The organism is Micromonospora sp. NPDC023644, assembly GCF_040640115.1.
GTDB lineage: Bacteria > Actinomycetota > Actinomycetes > Mycobacteriales > Micromonosporaceae > Micromonospora.
Genome location: NZ_JBFABA010000004.1, coordinates 175,747 through 196,655, shown reverse-complemented (window position 1 = coordinate 196,655; position 20,909 = coordinate 175,747). Strand labels below are relative to the sequence as shown.

Genomic DNA, 20,909 nt, shown 5'->3' with positions numbered 1-20,909 from the left:
GCCCGACCCTAGCCGCCGTGGTCACGCCGCGCCCGCCCCCGGCGCGTTCCGTGGCTCGCGAGCTGCGTCACCGTCGCTGAGCAGGGCGGGGTCGCGGCGGATCAGCTCGGCCAGCCGCGCCGCCGGGTCGGGGGTCAGCCCCTCCCGGGCCGGCGCCCAGGCCGGCACGGTCTTGACCGACATCGGCCACGCCGGCGGCGCGGCGACCTCCGCGTCGACCGTCACGCCCGCGTCGGTCCAGGCGACCCGCAGCGGGTACGCCCGCCCGTCGTGTTCGACCCGGACGCTGACCGCCGTGCCGGGGTGACCGGCCACCACCCGACGGACCGCCTCGGCGACCTCCACCACGGGATCGCGGGGTTCCGCGCCCCGCCGCGTGTCGGCCCAGCCGGGTCCGGCGTTGCGCCCCTCGCCCCGGGCGTCGGCGCGCCCCGGGTCGGGTCCGCCCCGCGCCCGCGTCGACGCGTCGGCCTCCCCGCCCGCCGCCCCCGCGTCGGCGGCCCGCCGCCGCAGCGCCTCCTCGCGGCGGGCCATCCGGGCCAGTGTCTCGTCCAGTCCACCTCTCATCACGACCACCCCTTCTCGTGAAACGGGTCGAACCCTTCTCGTGAAACGGGTAGAACCGCCGGAACGGTTCAGGACCTCCTCTCCCGGGTGGCCCGATCGAGTGCGCGGTCCAGGACGACCAGCAGGGTGTCCCGCACCGAGAGCCGGTCCCGGGCGTCGAACTGCACCAGGGCACGTGGTCGCCGACGGCCAGCGCCCAGCGGATCGCGTCGAGGTCGTGCGCCAGCCGCCCGTCGAAGGCGTTCACCCCGACCACGAAGGGCAGGCCAGCCCGCTCGAAGAAGTCGATCGCCGGGTAGCAGTCGTCCAGCCGGGCGCTGTCCACCACGACGAGGGCGCCGAGCGCCCCCCGGGCCAGGTCGTCCCACATGAAACCGAACCGGGCCTGCCCGGCGTGCCGAACAGGTACAGCTTCAGGCTGCGGTCGATGGTGACGCAGCCGAAGTCCATCGCCACCGTGGTGGTGGTCTTCGCGGAGCGTACGCCCGGATCGTCGACGCCGATCCCGGCGCTGGTCATCTCCGCCTCGGTGGTCAGCGGGGCGATCTCGGAGATCGCGCCGACCGTGGTGGTCTTGCCGACCCCGAAGCCGCCGGCGATGAGGATCTTGACCGGGATCGGTGGCGCGGCGGCCGGTGCGGGCCGGGGCACCGCGGCCACCCCGGTGGCCGGCGGACGGTGCGGCGGTGGCGCGGACGCGGCGGGTTGCGGCCCCGACGGGGAGCCGTAGCGGGTGGCGGCGCTGTTGGCGGCGACCCCGCCCAGCGGGGCGACCGGCCATTCAGGAGATCGCACGGAGTCCATCAATCACTCGCAGGATGATGTCGGGGTCGAGGGCGTCGGCGCCGTCGTGCACGTCCAGGTGGCCCGCGGCGCGGAGGTCGCCGACCAGCACCCGGGTCACGCCGAAGTGCAGCCGGGTCCGGGCGGAGATCTCGGCGACCGAGATCGGCTCGCCGCAGAGCGCGACGATCGCCTGCAACTCGGGCGCCAGCCAGGTCAGCGGCGCCGGGTCGGTCGCCGGCCGGGCGGTCACCTGCGTCTCCAGCCCGATCGCCGGGTCGGCGCCGGCCACCCGCCCGGCGGTGAGCACGAACGGGCGCGGGCCGGCCGGCCCGTCCTCGGCCGCCGGCGCGGCGGTGGCTCCCGGCAGGCCGGGCCGGGTGTCGTGCGGGGACGACGCGCGCAGGTAGGGCCGGATCCGGATCGTGGGCTCCGGGTCCGGTCCCTCGCCGGCGACCTCGGGGGTCATTGCTGAGCGGCGTTCTTCAGTTCGGCGATCAGTCTCGGGGTGAGGGCGCCACCGGCCCGCCCGGCGAAGAGCGTCATCTCGTAGGCGACGGTGCCGAGGTTCGCCGACCGGTCGGCGACCACCCCGAGCACGGAGCCGCTGCTGATCGCGCTGATCAGCAGGTAGCCCTCGGCCATGTCCACGACCACGCGGTTCAGCCCGCCGAGGGCGTACCAGCTGGCGGCGCCGCCGGCGAGGCTCGTCATGCCGGAGACCACCGCGGCGAGCCGCTCCGCGTTGGAGCGGTCCTTGATCGCCGACATGGCCATCAGCAGCCCGTCCGACGAGACGGCGATCGCCTCCAGCACGCCGGCCGTGCTGGAGGTGAAGGAGTCCAGCAACCAGTTGAAGGTGCGCGCCTCCGGGCTGAGGTCCCCGGCGCCCGGGTGCTGCTGGTCGACGTTGTCGTGCAGGAAGGGGCTGGTCACCGTGATGTTCCTTCTTCGTGTCGGCGGTCTTGGCTGACTTCACGCAGAGCGCGGGCGACGCCCGCCTCGAACTCGATGAGGAGGTCGCGGACCTCGTCCGGGTTTCCCGGCGGCGGGCTGTCGGGCTGACGGGCCGGGGCGACGGTGAGGTTCGCCCCGGGCACCCGCCGGGTCAGCCGGGCCGGCACGGTGCCGTCCGGCGGGCGTCGGCCCAGCCCGGCCCGGCGTACGCCGGACTCGACCGCCTCGACGAGGGCGCGGGCGGCGGCCGGGTCCGCGCCGGTGACCTCCACCGGCCGGACCCCCGACGGGACGGCCGGCGCCCCGGCCGGGCGCAGGGTCGCGCCCGGCACCCGCTGCCGGACGCCCGGCGGGGCGGCGCGGGCGGGGGCCTGCGGTTCGGAGCCGCCCGGGGCCTGCGGCCCGGTGCCGGTCGGGGCCGGAGCCTCGGCGGCGGCCGGCTCGTCGTTGGCGCCGAACGCGTCCCAGGGGGCGCCGGACTCCATGCTGCGGGTGGCGCGGCTCAGCAGTGCCGCGTCGAACCCGGACGGCGGGGCCTCCGGCGCCGCCCCGACCGCCGCGCGGGGCCGGGGGGCGTCCGGCGCGTCGGCGGGGGAGCGCCGGTCGCGGGCGGGTACGGCGGCCCGGGCCACGGTCACCCCGGCCCGCTCGGCGCGGTGGATCACCAGCGACGTCTCCGGGACCTCCAGGTGCGCGGTCACCCCGCCGCCGGCGGTCGGCGCCAGCCGCACCGTCCAGCCGTGGCGGCGGGCGAGCCGGCCCACCACGAAGAGCCCCAGCACCTCGGTCGGCGCGAGATCGAGCCGCTCCCGCCGGGTGAGCCGGGCGTTCTCCTCCGCCAGCCGCTCCCGGGTCATGCCGATGCCCCGGTCCACCACGATCAGCCGTGCCCCGGAGCCGGTCGGCTCGCCGCCCACGGTGACCCGGGTGTGCGGCGGGGAGAACACCGTCGCGTTCTCCATCAGTTCGGCCAGCGCCAGGACGAGGTCGCCGACCGCGCTGGGCGCCACCGACACACCGGGCGGCACCTGCACGTCGACCCGCGTGTAGTCCTCGATCTCGCCGAGCGCGAGCCGGACCACGTCGCCGAGCGGCACCGGCGCCACGTGGGGGTCCGCGCCGGCCGAACCGGAGAGCACCACCAGGCTGCCGGCGTTGCGGCGCAGCCGGCTGGAGATGTGGTCGAGCCGGTACAGGTGCTCCAGCCGGCCGGGGTCGGTCTCCTGCCGTTCCAGCCGGTCGATCAGCGCGATCTGCCGGCCGACGAGGTTCTGCGTACGGCGGCCGACGTGGCCGAACATCTGCGCCACGTTGCGCCGGCCGGCGACCTGCCGCTCGACGAGCCGGGCGGCGGTGCTCTGCACCCGGTCGAACGCGCGGGCCAGGTCGCCGATCTCGTCGCGGGCCCGCACGTCGACCGGATCGAGGCGCATCGCCACCGCGCCCTCGGTCTCGTCGTCGGCGACCCGGGTCAGTTCCGCCTCGGCGACCCGGGCGACCCGGTCGGCGGAGCGGGTGAGCCGGGTCAGCGGCCGGGCCACCGTCCGGGCGACGGCCGCGCTGAGCAGCACCACCACGGCGAGGATCAGGGCGACGGCCCCACTGACCAGGTGCGCCTCGGTCAGCGCCCGGCGCTGCTGCGTGGTCACCTCGGCGAGGACGTCCGCGACGAGCTTCTTCTCGATGAACTGCCCGAAGGTGATCATCGAGCGGACCGAGGGGAAGAGCGCGTCCAGGGGGATGTCCCTGGTCGCGCCGGCCGGGTCCAGCGCGCTCCGGACGAGGAAGTCGGGACTGGTCCGGGCGGCCACCGCCGCGTCGTTGAGCGTCACCAGCTTGACCTGATCCGGCGTGATCAGACTGCGGAACCGCTGGTTGTCCGCCCGCAGCCCCGCCATGCAGGCGACGTACGAGGCGACCACCCGGGGGGAGCCGGTCGCCTTGACCAGCACGATCAGGGTGGCGCAGGCGCCCATCGCCTCGTCGACGCGGAGCAGCCCGTCCAGGGCCAGCACCTGCCGTCCGGCGGCCGTGTCGGTGTCCACCCCGAACGGCAGCCGCAGCGAGTCGATCAGCTTCGTGCTCACCGGCCCGTAGCCGCCCATGATCTGGTCCGGGGTGGCGGTACCGGCGAGCACCGCGGCCCGCAGGTCGGTCAGCCCACGTACGCCGCTCAGGGCCTCGGTGACCCGCGGCGGCAGCAGGTCGCCCCGGGTGGCCCGCAGGTCGGCGACCCGGTCGTCCACGCTGGCCGACCGCTGCATCAGCTCGGTCCGGGTGACCCGGCCGAGGAGCAGTCCGACGGAGAGGACGCGCTCCTGTTGCAGGTCCTGCACGAGGCTGCCGATCCGGCTGGCGACGCGGACCCGGTCGGCGGTGTCGCCGGCCCGTTGCGCGGCGGCCACCCGGCCGAGCACCGCCGGCACGGCCAGGCTCACCATGCTGAGCAGCGGGATGACGAGGAGCAGCGCGAGCTTTCCCCGGATCCGGAGCCTAGCGAGCAGCATCGGCGGGCCCCCACTGCGCGCTCCCGGGCCCGCGGGCCGACCCCGCCGGCTGGAGCCGCCGCGGTTCCGCGCCGCGGACGGCGGTCGGCTGCCACGGCGTGTCGTCCGGCCCGGCGGCGGCGCCGTCCGGTTCGCGCCGGACCTCCGCCGCGCGCCGCCGGGCCCGTCGGACGGCGGCGAGCCACACCGCGCCGAGCGCCGACCACAGCAGGAGGGCCAGCGCCCCGGCCGCCACGGTCAGCCAGCGGTCCCGGTCCAGGTCGTCGAGGCGGCCGGCGAGCAGGGCGTCGAGCTCGTCCAGGATGACGGGCTGGAGCTGCCGGGCGGCGGACTGCGCGTTGAGCCGGGCGCCGGCGACCTGCGCCTGGTCCACCGCCGCGTCGCGGCCGGCCGGCGCGGAGTGGGCCGCCAGCGCCTCGACGGCCCGCTGGTAGGTGTCGAGCGGCGTCAGCACGCTCGGGCCGAGGTCGGCGCTCTCCGAGCTGTCCACGGCCGCCCGCAGGTCGGTGACCAGGTCGCCGGCCGGGGTGAGGACGGCCACCCGGAGGGCGGCGATCTCGGCGGCGGTGCGGTTGCGGTCGGCGGCGGGCCGGCGGTCGGCGAGCACGGCCAGGTCGGCCAGTCGCCCGGCCGCCACCACCGTCTCGGGCAGGCCCCGGCTCGCGTCCTGGAGGAAGAAGGAGTCCGACCGGGGGTCGCGGACCAGGCCGGAGGTCTCCCGGACCTTGCCGTGCAGGGCCAGCAGCAGGTCGGTGGCCTCGCCGTACGCGGTGAAGGCCGCCTCCGGGTCGGCGGGGCCGCGCGCGCCCAGCGCCTCGATCCTGGCCCGCAGGCCGGCCCAGCGCTCCCGGGTGCGCAGCTCGTCACCGATCCGCGCGTCGACCGAGGCGGCGGCCTCGACCGCGCGGGTCAGCGCCTCGCCGTTGGCGGGCCGGGCGGCGACGGCGGCGGTCTGGGCGTCGACCAGGGCGTGGGTGACCGGGGCGAGGGCGCGCAGGTACTCCACGCCGAGCCGTTCCCGGCCGGCCAGGTCCCGGTCGTCGGCCGTGAGCCGCCAGGTCTGCACGAACAGCAGGGCCATCGGCGCGAGCAGGGCGACGAGGAGCAGCAACGGCAGTACGCGGCCCACCGCGGAGGGCCGCCGACGGGCCGGTGGCGCGGGGACTGTCATGGCTGTCTCCTCCGGCGGGAGCACGGGATCGGTGGGGTGTCGGGGGTCGACGGTGAAGTCCCGTGCACCGGACCGGAAAACTAACCGACCAGCGGGGAGCTGTTCCGACCGTCGAACAGTCAGCTTTGCGTCATGAAGCCCGAAGTGACCGATGGGTCACCCGTCGGGCACTCTCTGTGTCAGGCAAGAGAGTGACAAGGATGGATCGAGGGGATTTCCGACGAACATCGGAATTCACGTGATACGAATTCATCTTCGTGAGACGGTCTGGACCGCGCCGGTGGGACGCCGATCGGATCAACCGGACGGACGTACGGAGGATCTCAGCCAACGCTCAGGATCCGGGCCGTACCGTGTGCCGAATGAGATCGCCGTTGTCGGCCGCGTGGATCCGGCGTGCCCTGCCCACCCGCCGGCGCGCCGTCGCCGCGACGGTGGTCCTCGTGCTGCTCGCCGCCGCCGTGACCTGGGCCGTCCTGCCGCAGGGACCGGCCGTGCGCACCGAGGCGGCGATCGTGAACGTCTCCTCCGGGCCCGGCGGTGACGAGTCCGTCGACCTGGACACCACCTTCTACCTGCCCGAGGACGCCTCGGCCGGGAGCAAGGTGCCGGCGGTGCTGCTGGGGCACGGGTTCGGCGGCACCAAGGAGTCCGTCCGCGCCGACGCCGAGGAGTTCGCCGGCCGCGGCTACGCGGTGCTCACCTGGACCGCGCGGGGCTTCGGCCGCAGCGGCGGGCAGATCCACCTGGACCACCCGGACTACGAGGTCCGGGACGCGCAGCGCCTGCTGGACTGGCTCGCCGACCGCCCGGAGGTCCGCACCGACGCCGCCGGGGACCCGAGGGTCGGCGTCGTCGGCGGCTCGTACGGCGGCGGCCTGGCGCTGCTGCTCGCCGCGCAGGACCAGCGCGTCGACGCCATCGTGCCGATGATCACCTGGAACGACCTGTCCCGCTCCTTCCTGCCGGAGAGCACCGGGAAGGAGCCCACCGAGGGCGTGTTCAAGTCCGGCTGGGCCGGCATCTTCTTCGGCAGCGCCGGCAACGCCGGCGCCGGGCCCGCCGGGCTCAACGGGGCCCCCGCCGCCCAGCCGGAGGGGGCGCCCGCCACCGGCCCGCCCAGCCCGGGGCCGGGCGCCGGCCCGGGGACCGGTCCGGGGGGCGTCCCGGTCGAGGTCGCCGACCCGGCGTGCGGCCGGTTCGCCGCCGACATCTGCGCCGCGTACCTGCGGATCGCCACCACCGGCCGGGCCGACCAGGCCGCCGTGGACCTGCTGCGCCGCTCCAGCCCGGCCGGCGTGCTCGACCGGATCAAGGCGCCGACCCTGCTGGTGCAGGGCGAGGCGGACACCCTCTTCCCGCTCGGCGAGGCGGACGCGAACGCGCGCGGCATCGCCGCCGCCGGCACGCCCGTCCGGGTGGCCTGGTTCACCGGCGGGCACGACGGCGGCGAGGGCCCGAAGACCGACTCGGACCGGGTGAAGTTCCTGACCGTCCAGTGGCTCGACCACTACGTCAAGGGCGAGGGCCAGGCCCCGGGCGACGACTTCACCTGGTCCCGGATCGCCGGCTTCGACGCCCTCGACCGGGGACTGGTGGCCACCGGCTACCGCTACGCCGACTACCCGGGCGTCGGCGGCACGGCCCGTCGGGACGTACCGGTCGCCGGCCCGGCCCAGCCCGTCGCGAACCCGCCGTCCGGCAACCCGGCCGCCATCTCCTCGGTGCCCTTCGCCGGCGAGTTGTCGTCGCTGCTCGGCGGCGTGGCCGGGGACATCCCCGGCCAGCACGCCCGGTTCGAGTCGGCGCCGCTGGCCGAGGCGGTGGACGTGGTCGGCGCCCCGACCGTCGACGTCCGGGCGGCGTCGCCGACGGGGGAGGCGGTGCTCTTCGTCAAGCTCTACGACGTCGACCCCAACGGCGCGGCCACCCTGCCCAACGGCCTGGTCGCCCCGGTCCGGCTCACCGGCCTGCCGCCGACGATCGACGCGGCGCGGCCGGTCACCGTCACCCTGCCGGCGATCGTCCGCCGGTTCGAGGCCGGGCACCGGCTGCGCGTGGTGGTGGCGACCTCCGACCAGGCGTACGCCACCCCGGTCGAGCCGACCGTGCACACCGTGGCGGCCGGTGGCGCGGTCGGCCTGCCGACCGTCGCCGGCGACCCCATCCCCACCTCCGCCACCGTGTGGCGCTGGGTGCTGGTCGCGCTGATCGTGGCGATCGCCGTCGGGCTCGTCGTGGTCGTCGCGGTGGTCCGCCGCCGGCACCGCCGCCAGGACAGCTCCGTGCACCCGGCGTACGCGGGCGTGCCGCTGGCCGTGCGGCAGCTCCGCAAGGAGTACGCGGACGGCTTCGTCGCCGTCTCCAACGTCGACTTCGAGGTGCACCCCGGCCAGGTCGTCGGCCTGCTCGGCCCGAACGGCGCGGGCAAGACCACCACGCTGCGGGTGCTGATGGGGCTGACCCAGCCCACGGCCGGCGAGATCTACGTCTTCGGGCACCGGCTGGTGCCCGGGTCGCCGGTGCTGTCCCGGATCGGCGCGCTGGTCGAGGGGCCGGGCTTCCTGCCACACCTGTCGGGGCTGGAGAACCTGAAGGCGTACTGGCGGGCCACCGGGCGGCCGGCCGAGGACGCGCACTTCGACCAGGCCCTGGAGATCGCCGGCCTGGGTGACTCGGTGCACCGGAAGACCAACAACTACAGCCACGGCATGCGGCAGCGCCTCGCCATCGCGCAGGCCATGCTGGGGCTGCCGGAGCTGCTGGTGCTCGACGAGCCGACCGACGGGCTCGACCCGCCGCAGATCGCGGAGATGCGCCGGGTGCTCCAGCGCTACGCCACCGACGGCCGCGCGGTGCTGGTCTCCAGCCACCTGCTCGCCGAGGTGGAGCAGACCTGCACGCACGCGGTGGTGGTGAACAAGGGCCGCATCGTCGCCTCGGGCCCGGTCGAGGAGATCGTCGGCGAGTCGCCCAGCGTGCTCTTCGACGTGACCGACCCGAAGGCCGCCCGGGCGGTGCTGGCCGGCCTGCACGGGGTGCGGGTGCTCCCCGACGGCGAGGGCCAGCTCGTGGTGGACACCAACGGCACCGCCCGCAGCGAGGTCGTGGCCGAGCTGGTCCGGGCCGGCATCGGGGTGGACCGGGTGGTGCCGCGGCGCCGCCTGGAGGACGCGTTCCTCGCCCTGGTGGGCGAGAACTCTCGGGGAAGCGGGGACCGATGATGGCGGGCACGTCACCCATGGTGGGAGCGGCGGCCGGCTACCGGCCGTCGGCGACCCTGCCGTTCGGCGCCGAGTTCCGGCGGCAGGCCTCCCGGCGGCGTACGCAGCTCGCGCTCGGGTTCATGGTGCTGCTGCCGTTGATCATCCTGATCGCGTTCCAGTTCGACACGGGCGACGACGACGACAACGGGCGCGGGGAGTTCGGCAGCCTGGTGGAGTTCGCCACGTCGGGCGGGCTGAACTTCACGCTCTTCACCATCTTCGTCTCGGCGTCGTTCCTGATGGTCGTGGTGGTGGCGCTGTTCTGCGGGGACACGGTGGCCAGCGAGGCGAGCTGGGGCAGCCTGCGCTACCTGCTGGCGGTGCCGGTGCCCCGGGCCCGCCTGCTGACCGTCAAGCTGCTCGTCGCGCTCGTCTACTCGGCACTGGCGCTGCTGCTGCTCGCCGGCACCGCCCTGCTGATCGGCACGCTGCGCTACGGCTGGGAGCCGCTGCGCAGCACCGTGGCGGCCCAGCTCGAACCGGGCGAGGGGCTGCTGCGGCTGCTGGGCGTGCTCGGCTACCTGGCGGTCGTGCTCCTGGTGGTGGCCGGCCTGGCGTTCCTGCTGTCGGTGGTGACGGACGCCGCGCTCGGCGCGGTCGGCGGCGCGGTGCTGCTCTGGATCCTCTCCAGCATCCTCGACCAGATCACCGCGCTGGGCGCGCTGCGCGCGTTCCTGCCGACGCACTACAGCACCGCCTGGCTGGGGCTGCTGTCGACGCCGGTGCAGACCGACGACGTGGTACGCGGCGCGATCTCGGCGATCAGCTACGCGACGCTGTTCTGGGGCCTGGCGTTCTGGCGCTTCACCCGCAAGGACGTCACCAGCTGAGTCGCCGGGCGCCTCACGGCAGCGGCACGGGACTGCTCGGCGCCGGCCTGCTCGGCACCGGGGCGTCCGGCAGCGGCCTGGTCGGCAGCGGCCTGGTCGGCGTCGATGTCGGGTCGGCCGCCCGCTTCTTCCAGGCGCTGACGCCGATCCGGCCTGTGTTGCCGAGGTCGATCGGCCCGTCCAGGCCGACGGCCTGCGCGGGCCGGCCCACGGCGGGCGCGACCTCCAGGCGCTCGCCGTTGGTGGCGACGACCGTCGGATCGGTGACCAGGTTGCGCCAGAGCACGGCGGCGCCGGCCCGCTCGCCGGGCCGCAGGGTCAGCGGCCGGGGCGGGTCGTCGAAGCCCGACGTGATCTCCTTGGCCCCGTCGACCACCCGGACCGGTACGGGGTTGCCGTCGCCGTCGAACAGGCGCAGCACCGGGTAGCCGTCGAGCCGGTAGGGCTCCGTGCCGCAGTTGACCAGTTCCAGGCCGAGCGCGCGCAGACCCATCGCGGCGCTGGTGCCCGGTGAGCTGATCCGGACGCCGGATGCCGGGCACCCGGTCGTGGGAGTGGCCCAGAACGCCGTCGCCGACGCGGTCGCCGTCGGCGTAGTGCCGGGCATCGTGGCCGGCGCCGGACCGGCCGACGGCGGGTCGGTCGCCGGCGCGCAGGCGCCGAGCAGGACGAGGCCGGCGATCGCGAGCCCGACCGCCCGTGCCGGACCTGGCAGGCCGTCGCGTGAGCGCGGCGCGGGTCGGCCTGCGGGTCGGCGTGCGTGCTGGCGTGCGGGTCGGCCCGCGGGCCGGCGTGCGGGGAGTGCCATCGCCCGATCATCGCACCGGCCAGCGCGCCGCCGACCCCAGACATCGCCCGGCGGAGGTCCGGCGGGCGCTGTCGAGCTGCCCCATCCGCGCGACCGGCCGGAGCGCCCTTGCGGTGCCTGTCGAGCGGAATCGGCTACGACAACACCCGGCCCGGAACCCCTGGCGAGGCGACGGCGGCGGGTGCGACGCTCCTGGCCGGACACAGTCGGGGGACGGCTTCTGTAATGACGTGGCGCCTGTGAGTGAGAATCGGGTATGGCCACTCCGCCCGCCGTGCCGCCGCCTCAGCCGCCACCTGAGCCGTCGTCCGCGCCGCTACCTGAGCCGTCCGCGCCGCCACCTGAGCCGTCCGTGTCGCCGCCTGAGCCGTCGTCCGTGCCGCCACCTGAGCCGTCGCCCGTGCCGCCACCCGTGCCGTCGTCCGTGTCGTCACCTGGGTCGTCGTCCGTGTCTCCGCCCGTACTGCCGGCTGAGCCGTCGTCCGCGCCCGTAGCGCCACCGGAGCAGCCGTCCGGGTCGTCGCCCCGGCCGAAGGCCTGGGCCGTGCTGGCGGACGAACGCCTGCCCGGGTTCCGCGGGCTCCCGCCGAAGCAGCGTGCGGTGTACGTGACCGCCGTCGCCGTCGTCCTCGTGGTCGGCGTGTTGTTCGCCTACCACGCCAACCTTCTCCTGGACCGGTCGACGGCCACCGATCGGGCCCGCTCGGACAGCCAGGCTGCGAGGGCGGTCGACCGTGAGCAACCCGCGTTCACGTCCACCAGCACTCCGCTCGACTACGACAAGTACCTGCCCGAGGCCTTCGCCGTGCTGCTCGACCGGCCGCTGACCGAGGGCGAGCAGGCCACCCTGACCGCCCTGACCGGCGAGGCGTCGCGGGTGTGGGAGTTCATGAAGCCGCTCGGCGGTCGGATCGTCGAGCGCGCGTCCTATGTGGCGCCCTTCGAGGACGGCAACGAGAATCGCGGCAACGCCCAGACGTTCGACCTGAACCTCAACAGCGACCGCGTCGCCGGACTCACGATCAACGACATGACCGCCGTCAAGGACTCGTGCCGCGCACCCACCGCGCAGACCGTCGTCGTCATCCCCCCGGCGGGTGCCGAGTCCCGGCAGGGCCTGCTGTGGGACCTGACCGGCGGGCCGACGGACAAACCGCACGGCCCGTACGTCCTGGCCGAGGGCGAGCCGCAGGAGGGCCAGCTGTACTTCCGCCGCAACGTCGTCGAGCTGGGCAACGGTCAGTCGAACATGGCGTTCCGTATCCAGCCGGAGGTGTCCACCCACACCTGTGAGTGGCACATCGTCGCCTCGTACACCGACACGACCGGTTCCCACGAGCAGCGCATCCCGAGCGGTGCCGGCACGTTCACCACCGAGGCCGTCCCGTCGCAGCCCGTGCAGTACTTCGAGCGCGTGCCGACCTCGGGGTGGGGCTGCCTCGGCGAGGTGAGCCAGGAGGGTTGCCCGGCGACCGGGAGCGTACGGCTGCCGAGACCGCCAACCCACCGACCGGTCCCGGACTGAGGCGGCGCGGGGACGTCAGCGGGAGCGGGACCTGCGCTTGCGGGTGGGGGAGTCGGCCGCGGGGACCGTGTCCCCCGAGTCCGGGGCGTCGGCGGTGCTCCCGTCGCTCGACGCCCCGGCCACCCGGGCGTCGGTGTGGCTCAGCTTGGCCAGCGTCGTGCCCCTGAGCTGGTAGACGGCGGTGCGCCGGATGCTCAGCTCCGCCATCGGGCCGTCCGCCGGCCGGGTCAGGTAGACCACCGTCGCCCTGCCGTCGCGCACGCTGACGCTCTCCACCGGCGTACGGTCGCCGAGGTCGACCTGGGCCTGATAGTCCGGTTCGCCGCTGACGTTGCGCCAGGCGGCGAGGGTGAAGAAGCGGCCGGTGCCGCCGCCGTCGAGCATGACCACGCCGATCGCGTCGTCCGCTCCGTCGCCGTCGAGGTCGCCGACGGCGCACGGCCGCTGCAACGTCACCGTCGTGCCGTCGCGGTCGGACCAGCGGCCGTCGGTGAGGCGGATCGGGGCGGCGTACTCCCGGTAGCGGACCTTCCGGCTGCCGACCCGGCTGTTACGCAGTTCGAGGCAGGTGAGCCCGTCACCCGTGCGGCGGGGGGTCGGGGTCGCCCGGGTGGTGTCGACGTCGTCCCGCTTCGCGGCGGCGCCGGCCGGCCGGTCGGCGGACCGGTTCCGCTTCTTCCGGTTGCCGGTGGAGCAGGCGGTGGTGACGACCAGCAGGCAGGCCATGGAGAGCGCCACCACCGGGACGAGCTTGCGACGCATCGCGCGTTCCTTTCCGTCGATGTGCCCGCACCGTAACGGGCCCGCGCCAGCGCCCTTGTGGACGGTGGACCGACTAGCCGTGGGAGCGTTCCCATGGAGAGGGAAAGAATCGACATCGTCGAATGGGTGGCGGCATCCTGGTGTCGTCCCCTCGTCCTGACCGGAGGTGCCCTGATGTTCGCTGACCGGATCGGTGGCCCGGCCCTGTCCCTGTTCCGCGCCGTCGTCGGCCTGCTCTTCCTCTGCCACGGCCTGGCCTCGCTGCTCGGGATCCTCGGCGGAAACCGGGGCACCGGCGAGGCGGTCCCGCTCGGCGAGTGGCCGGGGTGGTGGGCCGCGCTGATCCAGGCGGTCTGCGGCGGGCTGGTGCTCGTCGGGCTGCTCACCCGGGCGGCGGCCCTGCTGGCGTCCGGCTCGATGGCCTACGCGTACTTCGTGGTGCATCAGCCCGACGCGCTGCTCCCGCTGCGCAACGGCGGTGAGCTGGCCGTCCTGTTCTGCTGGTCGTTCCTGCTGATCGCCGTGTTCGGCCCCGGCGTGTGGGCGGTCGACACCCTGCTGCGCGCCCGGCGCCCCGGCGGCTCCCGCTCGGTGACCGCCTGAATCCGTACCGTCGAGGAAGGGTCCGCCGGCCCTGGCCGGCGGCTGCGGGATCGCTCACAGCGTGGGATCTCCCGTCGATCCGGGCTGCGCGGGTGCTTAGACTCGACGGCACAACTGCATACCTCATCCAGAGGGGCTGAGGGATACGGCCCGACGACGCCCCGGCAACCACCCCGCGCGCTCACCGCAGAGCGACCGGCGGGGCAGGTGCCAATTCCGTCCCCGCCGCAGGGTGCGATGCGGGGAAAGATGAGAGGACCCGCGACATGACGTCGACGTTCGCCCCCTCCGGCATCGACACCACCGCCAGCCCCGCCCGCGCCCTGGCCTGCCGCGCCTGTTCGGCCCGCTACCCGCTCGCCGCCCAGCACGCCTGCTACGAGTGTTTCGGCCCGCTGGAGGTCGACTACGACGCCGCCGCGCTGGCGGCCGTCACCCGGGAGCAGATCGAGGCGGGCCCGCAGAACATCTGGCGGTACGCGGCGCTGCTGCCCGCCGGTCAGGACCCGGCCTCCCGGGTCACGCTCGACCCGGGCCTCACCCCGCTGGTGGCCGCCCCGCACCTGGCCGCCGAGCTGGGCATCACCGCCCCGCTCTGGGTCAAGGACGACAGCGCGAACCCGACCCACTCGTTCAAGGACCGGGTGGTCTCGGTGGCCTTGACCGCCGCCCGCGCGCTCGGCTTCAGCCGCTACGCCTGCGCCTCCACCGGCAACCTGGCCAACTCGGTCGCCGCGCACGCCGCCCGGGCCGGCGCGCCGTCGGTGGTCTTCATCCCCGGCGACCTGGAACAGGGCAAGGTCATCACCACCGCCGTCTACGGCGGCGAGCTGGTCGCCATCGACGGCTCGTACGACGACGTGAACCGGCTCTGCGGCGAGCTGGTGGAGACGGACGAGTTCGAGGACACCGCGTTCGTCAACGTCAACGTCCGCCCCTACTACGCCGAGGGCTCGAAGACGCTCGGCTACGAGGTGGCCGAGCAACTCGGCTGGCGGATCCCGGCGCAGGTGGTGATCCCGATGGCCTCCGGCGAGCTGCTCACCAAGATCGACAAGGCGTTCGCCGAGCTGGTCGAGATCGGCCTCGTCGAGGCGCCGGCCGGCGGCTGGAAGGTGTTCGGCGCGCAGTCGGCCGGCTGCAACCCGATCGCCACCGCCCTGCACGCCGACACCGACACCATCACCCCCGTCCGGCCGACCGGCATCGCCAAGTCCCTCAACATCGGCGACCCGGCCGCCGGCATCTACGCGCTGGAGGCGGTGCGCCGCACCGGGGGCTGGATGGAGTACGTCGACGACGACGAGATCCGCGCCGGTATCCGGCTGCTGGCCCGGACCACCGGCGTCTTCGCCGAGACCGCCGGCGGGGTGACCGTGGCCGTGCTGCGCAAGCTGGTCGAGTCGGGCCGGCTGGACCCGGCCGCGGAGACCGTCGTCTTCAACACCGGCGAGGGCCTCAAGACCCTCGACGCGGTGGCCGGCGAGGTCGGCCCCACCCACCGCATCAAGCCCTCGCTGCGCGCCGCCCGCGACGCCGGCCTCCTAGGCTGACCCCCACCCCACCCCACCCCCCCTGCCCGCGGCTGTTGTTCTCCGCGTCGATCATGAGGTTGACGGCGAAGTCGATCGCGAACGGTGCCGCAAACCTCATGATCGACGCGGAGGCCGGACCCCGGGGAGGGGTGGGTGGGGGATTCGGGGGGTAACTGGGTTTTCGCTGTGAGTGCGGAAAACGCGCCGAGAATGACTTGACGGCGGTAACCGGACGGCGCAAGATGCTCCGTGCGGGAGGGCGTCTCGCCGGAGACTTTCAGTTCTTGCGACCCAACGCCGGAGGCGTTGTGCGAGCGTCCCTCCCGACCAACTTCCGATCGGGCCAGCGGCTAATTCGCTGGCCCGATCGTCGTCGTGTGGCGCACCCTCAGCCGATGAGCATCTCGATCGCGCCGCTCGACGCCGCCGACCAGGCCGCGATCGACGAGGCGTACCGGATCGGCGCGGCGGCCAACGACGCCGACCTGCCGGACTTCCCGCCGTTCTGCCGCCGGCGCTTCGAGGCGGCCATCCGGCACCCGCTGCCGGGCAACGATCCGCTCTGGGCGCTGGCCCGGCTCGACGGCGTGCCGGCCGGCTACCTCGCGCTGGACCTGCCGCAGCTCGACAACACCGAGAACGCCACCGCCGAGGTGATCGTGCACCCGGAGTTCCGGCGTCGCGGCGTCGGCCGCGCGCTGCACGGGCACGCCGTACGCCTGCTGCGCGAGCGGGGCCGCAAGCGGGTGGTGGCGATGACGGTCGCCGCGCTGCCCGGTGGCCCGGCCCGCTCCGGGGCCGGCGCCGCCTTCGCCGCGACGACCGGCGCCCGGCCGGCGCTGGCCGAGGTCCGCCGCCGCCTCGACACCACCCGGCTCGACCACGCGGGCCTGGCCGCGTCGCTGGCCGAGGCCCGGTCCCGCGCCGCCGGGTACCGCACCGTCCGCTGGCAGGGGCGGACCCCCGGGGAGTACGTCGCCGACATCGCCTACCTCGACGGCCGGCTGATGGCCGACGCGCCCCTGGGCGACGTGGAGTGGGAGCCGGAGCGGATCGACGTCGAACGGGTCCGCGGCATCGAGCGGGCGCTGGAGGCGCGGGGGCGGCGGCGCTACCACGCGGCGGTGTGCCACGAGGCCTCCGGTCGGGTGGTCGCCTGGACCCTGCTCGACGTGGGGCCGTCGGCCGACTGGCACGCGTTCCAGCAGATCACCATCGTCGACCCGGCGCACCGCGGTCACCGGCTCGGCCTGCTCGCCAAGGTCGAGAACCTGCGCCACCTGCTGGCCCACGAGCCGGCGGTACGCGCGATCGACACCTTCAACGCGGCCGAGAACGCCCACATGGTGCGGATCAACGAGCAACTCGGGTTCCGCCCCGTCGACGGGTGGACCGACTGGCAGCTCACGATCTGAGTTGTGACACGGCCCTACTGATCCTGGGGCTTCCTGTTGCATGATGGCGGGCATGACGGAGACCCCGCACCCCCTGTACGACAGGCACGCCGACACCCTCAACCGTGCGCTGACCGCGATCACGGAGCGCGGGTACTGGTCCGCCTACCCCGAGTCGCCCAGCCCCCGGGTCTACGGCGAGACCGCCGCCGCCGACGGCAAGGCCGCCTTCGAGGCGTACCTCGGCGGTGACTTCCCCCTCGACCAGCCGGGCGCGGCCGACCGGGTCGCCACCGAGACCAGCCCGTTCGGCGTCGAGCTGAACGTCCGCTACCCGCACGCCGGCGCCGACGAACTGCTCGCCGCCGCCTCCGCCGCACTGCCCGGCTGGCGCGACGCCGGCCCGCAGGCCCGGGTGGGGGTCTGCCTGGAGATCCTGGACCGGCTGCACAAGCACATCTTCGAGCTGGCCAACGCGGTGCAGTTCACCAGCGGCCAGGCCTTCGTGATGGCCTTCCAGGCCGGCGGCGCGCACGCGCTGGACCGCGCGCTGGAGGCGGTCGCCTACGCGTACGCCGAGATGACCCGGCACCCGGGGACGGCGGGCTGGGAGAAGGCGGCCGGCAAGGGCGACCCGCTGCGGATGACCAAGACCTTCCACGTGGTGCCCCGTGGTGTGGCGCTGGTGATCGGCTGCAACACCTTCCCGACCTGGAACTCGTACCCGGGGCTGTTCGCCTCGCTGGTGACGGGCAACCCGGTCCTCGTCAAGCCGCACCCGCGCGCGGTGCTGCCGCTGGCGATCACGGTGAAGTACGCCCGGGAGGTGCTCGCCGAGGCCGGCTTCGACCCGAACCTGGTGCTGCTCGCCCCCGAGGCCCCCGGCGAGAAGCTCGCCTCCACGCTGGCCCTGCACCCGGCGGTGAAGATCATCGACTTCACCGGCTCCACCGAGTACGGCGACTGGCTGGAGGCCAACGCCCGGCAGGCGGCGGTGTACACCGAGAAGGCCGGGCTGAACACGGTGGTGATCGACTCCACCGACGACTTCGCCGGGATGTGCCGCAACCTCGGCTTCACCCTGACGCTCTACAGCGGCCAGATGTGCACCACGTCGCAGAACATCCTGATCCCCCGCGACGGCATCGCCACCGACCAGGGTCACAAGAGCTTCGACGAGGTGGCGGGCGGGATCGCCGCGGCGGTTGCCAAGATCACCGCGGACCCGGCGCGCGGGGTGGAGATGACCGGCGCGATCGTCAACGACGGGGTGCTGGAGCGCCTCGACGAGGTCACCAAGGTCGGCGAGGCGGTGCTGGAGTCGCGTACGGTCGAGCACCCCGCCTTCCCCAGCGCGGTGGTCCGCACGCCGACGGTGGTCCGGCTGGCGGCCGACGACACCGCGACCTACTCGAAGGAGTGGTTCGGGCCGATCTCGTTCGCCATCGCCACGGACTCCACCGCGCACAGCCTGGAGATCCTGCGCTCCACGGTCGGCGAGAAGGGCGCGCTCACCGCGGCGGTCTACTCCACCGACGAGGCGGTCCTCGACGCGGCCGAGGCGGCGGCGATCGAGGTCGGGGTGCACCTGTCCTGCAACCTGACCGGCGGCGTCTTCGTGAACCAGTCGGCGGCCTTCTCCGACTTCCACGGCAGCGGCGCCAACGCGGCGGCCAACTCCGCGCTCACCGACGGCGCCTACGTGGCCAACCGGTTCCGCATCGTGCAGTCCCGCCGGCACGCGTGATCCGTCCGGCTGCCCGGACCGACCCCCGCAAGGGCCGGTCCGGGCGGCCGCGTCAGGCCGGGCGGCGCATCTGGAGTTCGGTGAGCGCCGGGACGGTGGGGTGCGGGACGCGTACGCCGGTGTCGACGAAGCCCAGCCGCCGGTACGCGCGACAGGCCCGGTCGTTGCCGACCACGACCTCCAGCATCAGCTCGGGCCGCCCGCAGGCCCGGGACCAGGCCGCGACCGCGTCGACCAGGTCGCCGAGGAGGCCGGTGCCGCGCCAGGGCGGGGTGACGTAGACGGCGTACACCACGGTCAGCCCCGGCTCCCCGGGGGCCGCCGTGCCGCCGGCGTGCCCGACGAGCCGGCCGCCCGGGTCCGCGACGAACTGCGCGGTGCCGGCCCCGGCGGAGACGGCCGCGATCCGGGCCGCGTAGTCCGCGTGCGGGCGGGCCGCCGCGTCGGCGAGGGTCTCCAGGAAGGCGAGCGGGGCGTCGGCGAGCATCTCCAGCCGCAGGGCCCGCATCCGGGCCGCGTCGCGCGGCCGGACCCGCCGGACCGCCGCCCGCCGCGCCGGTCCCGACCCGTCGGGCGTGCTCGTCATGACGCATCCCTATCACAGCGATGAACACCGATGGCACTCGGTCTGAATTCGCCCGATTTGCGGTCGTGCGCCGTCGTCACGCTTCGTGTAGCGTGCGATTTCGGTCACCGTTTCAGCGGCTCTCGTCGATCGCCGGGCCGGTGGTCCTCCGGTGCCGGCCCGCCCGGCCTCCGGGGTCGTGGAACGCCGCGCAGAGTGAGGAAGTGCACCGTGGCACAGGGCACCGTGAAGTGGTTCAACTCCGAAAAGGGCTACGGCTTCATCGCCGTCGACGGCGGGCAGGACGTCTTCGTCCACTTCTCGGCGATCGAGATGGACGGCTACAAGGCGCTGGACGACGGCCAGCGGGTCGAGTTCGAGATCGCCCAGGGCCAGAAGGGACCCCAGGCCGAGCGCGTGCGCGTCGTCGCCTGACCGGGCGTTCCTGCCGCCCCGGCGGCGGCCGACCGCCGGACGATTCGGTGGTGGGGCGCCGGGCGGGGTGGCCCGGGGGTCGGGCAGTCGTCAGCCGGCCCGTCCACGGGGGCGGGCTTCGGCGCGGTTGCGCCGGCAGGGAAGGATCGTGAGCCGTTCCAGCCATCGCTGAGGAGGGTTCATGTCCGACCAGCCGCCCCAGGCCGCGCCGCCCCCGGGAGATCCCGACCCCACCGCGACGCCACCCGGCGGCCCGGCCGCACCCGAGCCCGGCGCCGCCACGCCCCCGGCCGGCGGGGAACCGGCCGTCCCGGGCGCGGGAGGACCGCCCGTCCCGGGCCCGGGCTACCCCGTGGTCCCGGGCTACCCCGTGGTCCCGGGCGGTCCCGTGGCCCCGGGCTACCCCGTCGTCCCCGGCGGTGGCGCGCCGGCGGGCCCGCAGGACTGGGTCTTCCCGCCCACCGGCGGGTACCCGGTCGGCTCCGGCCCGTACGGCGGGCAGCCGTGGTACCCGGGCGCCCCGGTCGCCTATCCCGGGCAGCCGGCCCACGGGTGGTACCCGCCGGGGCACGGCCTCGACCCGGCCGACCTGCTCGTCACCCCGCCCGGCGCCGGCGTCAACGGCTGGTTCAACCGGTGCGTCGGCGCGGTGCGCCGGGGCTGGCGGCTGCTGCTGCCGATCCTGCTGCTCACCCAGGTGCTGCCGGCCCTCGTGGTGTCGGTGGTCTCGTTGGTCCTCGACCCGACCGCGAAGTGGGAGCAGTCGACGGCCGACGACCCCGCCGCGCTGCCCGACACCTTCGTGACCGACATGGGCGTCATGCTGTCCGTGGTGCTCGGCAGCGCCCTCCTCTTCGGTCTGGTGCAGAGCCTGGGCTGGGCGGCCGGCACCTGGGTGATCGCCCGGCAGGCGGCCGGTCAGCCGGTGGGCATGGGCGCGGCCCTGTCCTACGGGGCGCGCCGGGCCCTGGGCCTCTGGGGCTGGACGCTGCTGATGAGCGTGATCATCACGCTTGGTGTCTGCTTCTGCGTCATTCCCGGCATCTACTTCGCCTTCGCGCTCAGCATGGCCGGCCCGGTCTACCTGTTCGAGCGGCAGCACCCGATCGGCCGTTCCTTCCGGATGTTCCACGACCGGCTCGGTCTGCTGCTCGGCCGGGTGGCGCTGGTGGCGGCGGCGGTGATCGTCGGCAGCGGCGCCGCCGGCATGGTGGAGGGCGTCGGCGCGCTGCCGTTCGGCACCACCCCGATGGACTCGCCCGGCACGGCGGTCGGCGTGATGGCGGTGGCGCTGGTGGCCGCGGTGCTGGCCCTGCCGACCCACCTCGCCCAGCTGGTCGGTTTGGTCGTCACGTACGCCGAGCAGCGCGCCCACGAGGGGCCGGTGGACAGCGCGCGGCTGGCCGGTGAACTCGGCTGACCGGGGCGGTCGTGCTTGCACTCGACAGGGGAGA

The 20,909-nt window shown here is 74.8% G+C and carries 17 protein-coding genes, 1 pseudogene and 1 riboswitch; of the genes and pseudogenes, 9 read left to right on the top strand and 9 right to left on the bottom strand.

What is annotated here, in order from left to right; all coding sequences use genetic code 11:
* Nucleotides 1–21 precede the first annotated feature (21 nt).
* The 6 genes and pseudogenes from AB0G08_RS05275 to AB0G08_RS05250 form a co-directional block, all read right to left on the bottom strand.
* On the bottom strand, nucleotides 22–567 hold the full coding sequence (locus tag AB0G08_RS05275) for a hypothetical protein (protein ID WP_358083341.1): 546 nt from the start codon (nucleotides 565–567) through the stop codon (nucleotides 22–24).
* A gap of 68 nt (nucleotides 568–635) precedes the next feature.
* Nucleotides 636–1,371: pseudogene (locus AB0G08_RS05270) on the bottom strand (ATP/GTP-binding protein).
* Nucleotides 1,349–1,819 carry a DUF742 domain-containing protein gene (locus tag AB0G08_RS05265; protein ID WP_358083338.1) on the bottom strand — a complete coding sequence of 157 codons (471 nt, stop codon included), beginning with the start codon at nucleotides 1,817–1,819 and terminating at the stop codon, nucleotides 1,349–1,351. The pseudogene AB0G08_RS05270 and the gene AB0G08_RS05265 overlap by 23 nt, the downstream one beginning before the upstream one ends.
* Entirely contained in the window at nucleotides 1,816–2,286 is a 471-nt protein-coding gene (locus tag AB0G08_RS05260) for a roadblock/LC7 domain-containing protein (RefSeq protein ID WP_357878775.1), read from the bottom strand. Before AB0G08_RS05260 ends, AB0G08_RS05265 begins: the two co-directional genes overlap by 4 nt.
* Nucleotides 2,283–4,814, bottom strand: a complete 2,532-nt coding sequence (locus AB0G08_RS05255) for a nitrate- and nitrite sensing domain-containing protein (RefSeq protein WP_358083335.1) — start codon at nucleotides 4,812–4,814, stop codon at nucleotides 2,283–2,285. The genes AB0G08_RS05260 and AB0G08_RS05255 overlap by 4 nt, the downstream gene beginning before the upstream one ends.
* Nucleotides 4,801–5,985 carry a hypothetical protein gene (locus tag AB0G08_RS05250; RefSeq protein ID WP_358083332.1) on the bottom strand — a complete coding sequence of 395 codons (1,185 nt, stop codon included), beginning with the start codon at nucleotides 5,983–5,985 and terminating at the stop codon, nucleotides 4,801–4,803. The genes AB0G08_RS05255 and AB0G08_RS05250 overlap by 14 nt, the downstream gene beginning before the upstream one ends.
* A 362-nt stretch (nucleotides 5,986–6,347) precedes the next feature.
* On the opposite strand from AB0G08_RS05250, the gene AB0G08_RS05245 reads away from it, so the two are divergent.
* Both AB0G08_RS05245 and AB0G08_RS05240 read left to right on the top strand, forming a co-directional pair.
* Nucleotides 6,348–9,209, top strand: a complete 2,862-nt coding sequence (locus AB0G08_RS05245; RefSeq protein WP_358083329.1) for an alpha/beta fold hydrolase — start codon at nucleotides 6,348–6,350, stop codon at nucleotides 9,207–9,209.
* Nucleotides 9,206–10,081: an ABC transporter permease subunit gene (locus tag AB0G08_RS05240; protein ID WP_357878787.1), complete on the top strand. Its 876-nt coding sequence runs from the start codon at nucleotides 9,206–9,208 to the stop codon at nucleotides 10,079–10,081. The genes AB0G08_RS05245 and AB0G08_RS05240 overlap by 4 nt, the downstream gene beginning before the upstream one ends.
* Nucleotides 10,082–10,094: 13 nt before the next feature.
* Here the strand turns inward: AB0G08_RS05240 and AB0G08_RS05235 are convergent, their stop codons facing one another.
* Nucleotides 10,095–10,688 (bottom strand): DUF4232 domain-containing protein, encoded by a 594-nt coding sequence (locus AB0G08_RS05235; protein ID WP_358083326.1) that lies wholly within the window; start codon nucleotides 10,686–10,688, stop codon nucleotides 10,095–10,097.
* A 745-nt stretch (nucleotides 10,689–11,433) separates the two neighbouring features.
* On the opposite strand from AB0G08_RS05235, the gene AB0G08_RS05230 reads away from it, so the two are divergent.
* Nucleotides 11,434–12,414, top strand: coding sequence for a hypothetical protein (locus AB0G08_RS05230; protein ID WP_358083323.1), 981 nt, complete (start codon nucleotides 11,434–11,436; stop codon nucleotides 12,412–12,414).
* 15 nt (nucleotides 12,415–12,429) lie between these two features.
* On the opposite strand, the gene AB0G08_RS05225 is transcribed toward AB0G08_RS05230, so the two are convergent.
* Nucleotides 12,430–13,176 carry a hypothetical protein gene (locus tag AB0G08_RS05225; protein ID WP_358083321.1) on the bottom strand — a complete coding sequence of 249 codons (747 nt, stop codon included), beginning with the start codon at nucleotides 13,174–13,176 and terminating at the stop codon, nucleotides 12,430–12,432.
* 174 nt (nucleotides 13,177–13,350) lie between these two features.
* Here AB0G08_RS05225 and AB0G08_RS05220 point away from each other — a divergent pair, with 174 nt between their 5' ends.
* The 4 genes from AB0G08_RS05220 to paaN all read left to right on the top strand — a co-directional run bounded on the left by AB0G08_RS05220 (nucleotide 13,351) and on the right by paaN (nucleotide 18,455).
* Nucleotides 13,351–13,779, top strand: coding sequence for a DoxX family protein (locus tag AB0G08_RS05220; protein ID WP_358083318.1), 429 nt, complete (start codon nucleotides 13,351–13,353; stop codon nucleotides 13,777–13,779).
* 120 nt (nucleotides 13,780–13,899) lie between these two features.
* A riboswitch (SAM riboswitch) is annotated at nucleotides 13,900–14,035 on the top strand.
* 10 nt (nucleotides 14,036–14,045) lie between these two features.
* Nucleotides 14,046–15,332 (top strand): threonine synthase, encoded by a 1,287-nt coding sequence (thrC, locus tag AB0G08_RS05215; RefSeq protein ID WP_358083315.1) that lies wholly within the window; start codon nucleotides 14,046–14,048, stop codon nucleotides 15,330–15,332.
* Nucleotides 15,333–15,709: 377 nt separating this feature from the next.
* Complete coding sequence (locus tag AB0G08_RS05210) at nucleotides 15,710–16,729, top strand: GNAT family N-acetyltransferase (protein ID WP_358083313.1); 1,020 nt, start codon at nucleotides 15,710–15,712, stop codon at nucleotides 16,727–16,729.
* A gap of 52 nt (nucleotides 16,730–16,781) precedes the next feature.
* A complete protein-coding gene (paaN, locus tag AB0G08_RS05205; RefSeq protein ID WP_358083310.1) occupies nucleotides 16,782–18,455 on the top strand; it encodes a phenylacetic acid degradation protein PaaN in 1,674 nt (557 codons plus the stop codon).
* Between the two features lie 52 nt (nucleotides 18,456–18,507).
* On the opposite strand, the gene AB0G08_RS05200 is transcribed toward paaN, so the two are convergent.
* A complete protein-coding gene (locus AB0G08_RS05200) occupies nucleotides 18,508–19,041 on the bottom strand; it encodes a GNAT family N-acetyltransferase (protein ID WP_358083307.1) in 534 nt (177 codons plus the stop codon).
* A 210-nt stretch (nucleotides 19,042–19,251) separates the two neighbouring features.
* On the opposite strand from AB0G08_RS05200, the gene AB0G08_RS05195 reads away from it, so the two are divergent.
* Together AB0G08_RS05195 and AB0G08_RS05190 are read left to right on the top strand one after the other, a co-directional pair.
* Nucleotides 19,252–19,455 carry a cold-shock protein gene (locus AB0G08_RS05195; RefSeq protein ID WP_088998148.1) on the top strand — a complete coding sequence of 68 codons (204 nt, stop codon included), beginning with the start codon at nucleotides 19,252–19,254 and terminating at the stop codon, nucleotides 19,453–19,455.
* Nucleotides 19,456–19,636: 181 nt separating this feature from the next.
* A complete protein-coding gene (locus AB0G08_RS05190) occupies nucleotides 19,637–20,875 on the top strand; it encodes a hypothetical protein (protein ID WP_358083305.1) in 1,239 nt (412 codons plus the stop codon).
* The last annotated feature ends 34 nt before the right edge of the window (nucleotides 20,876–20,909 follow it).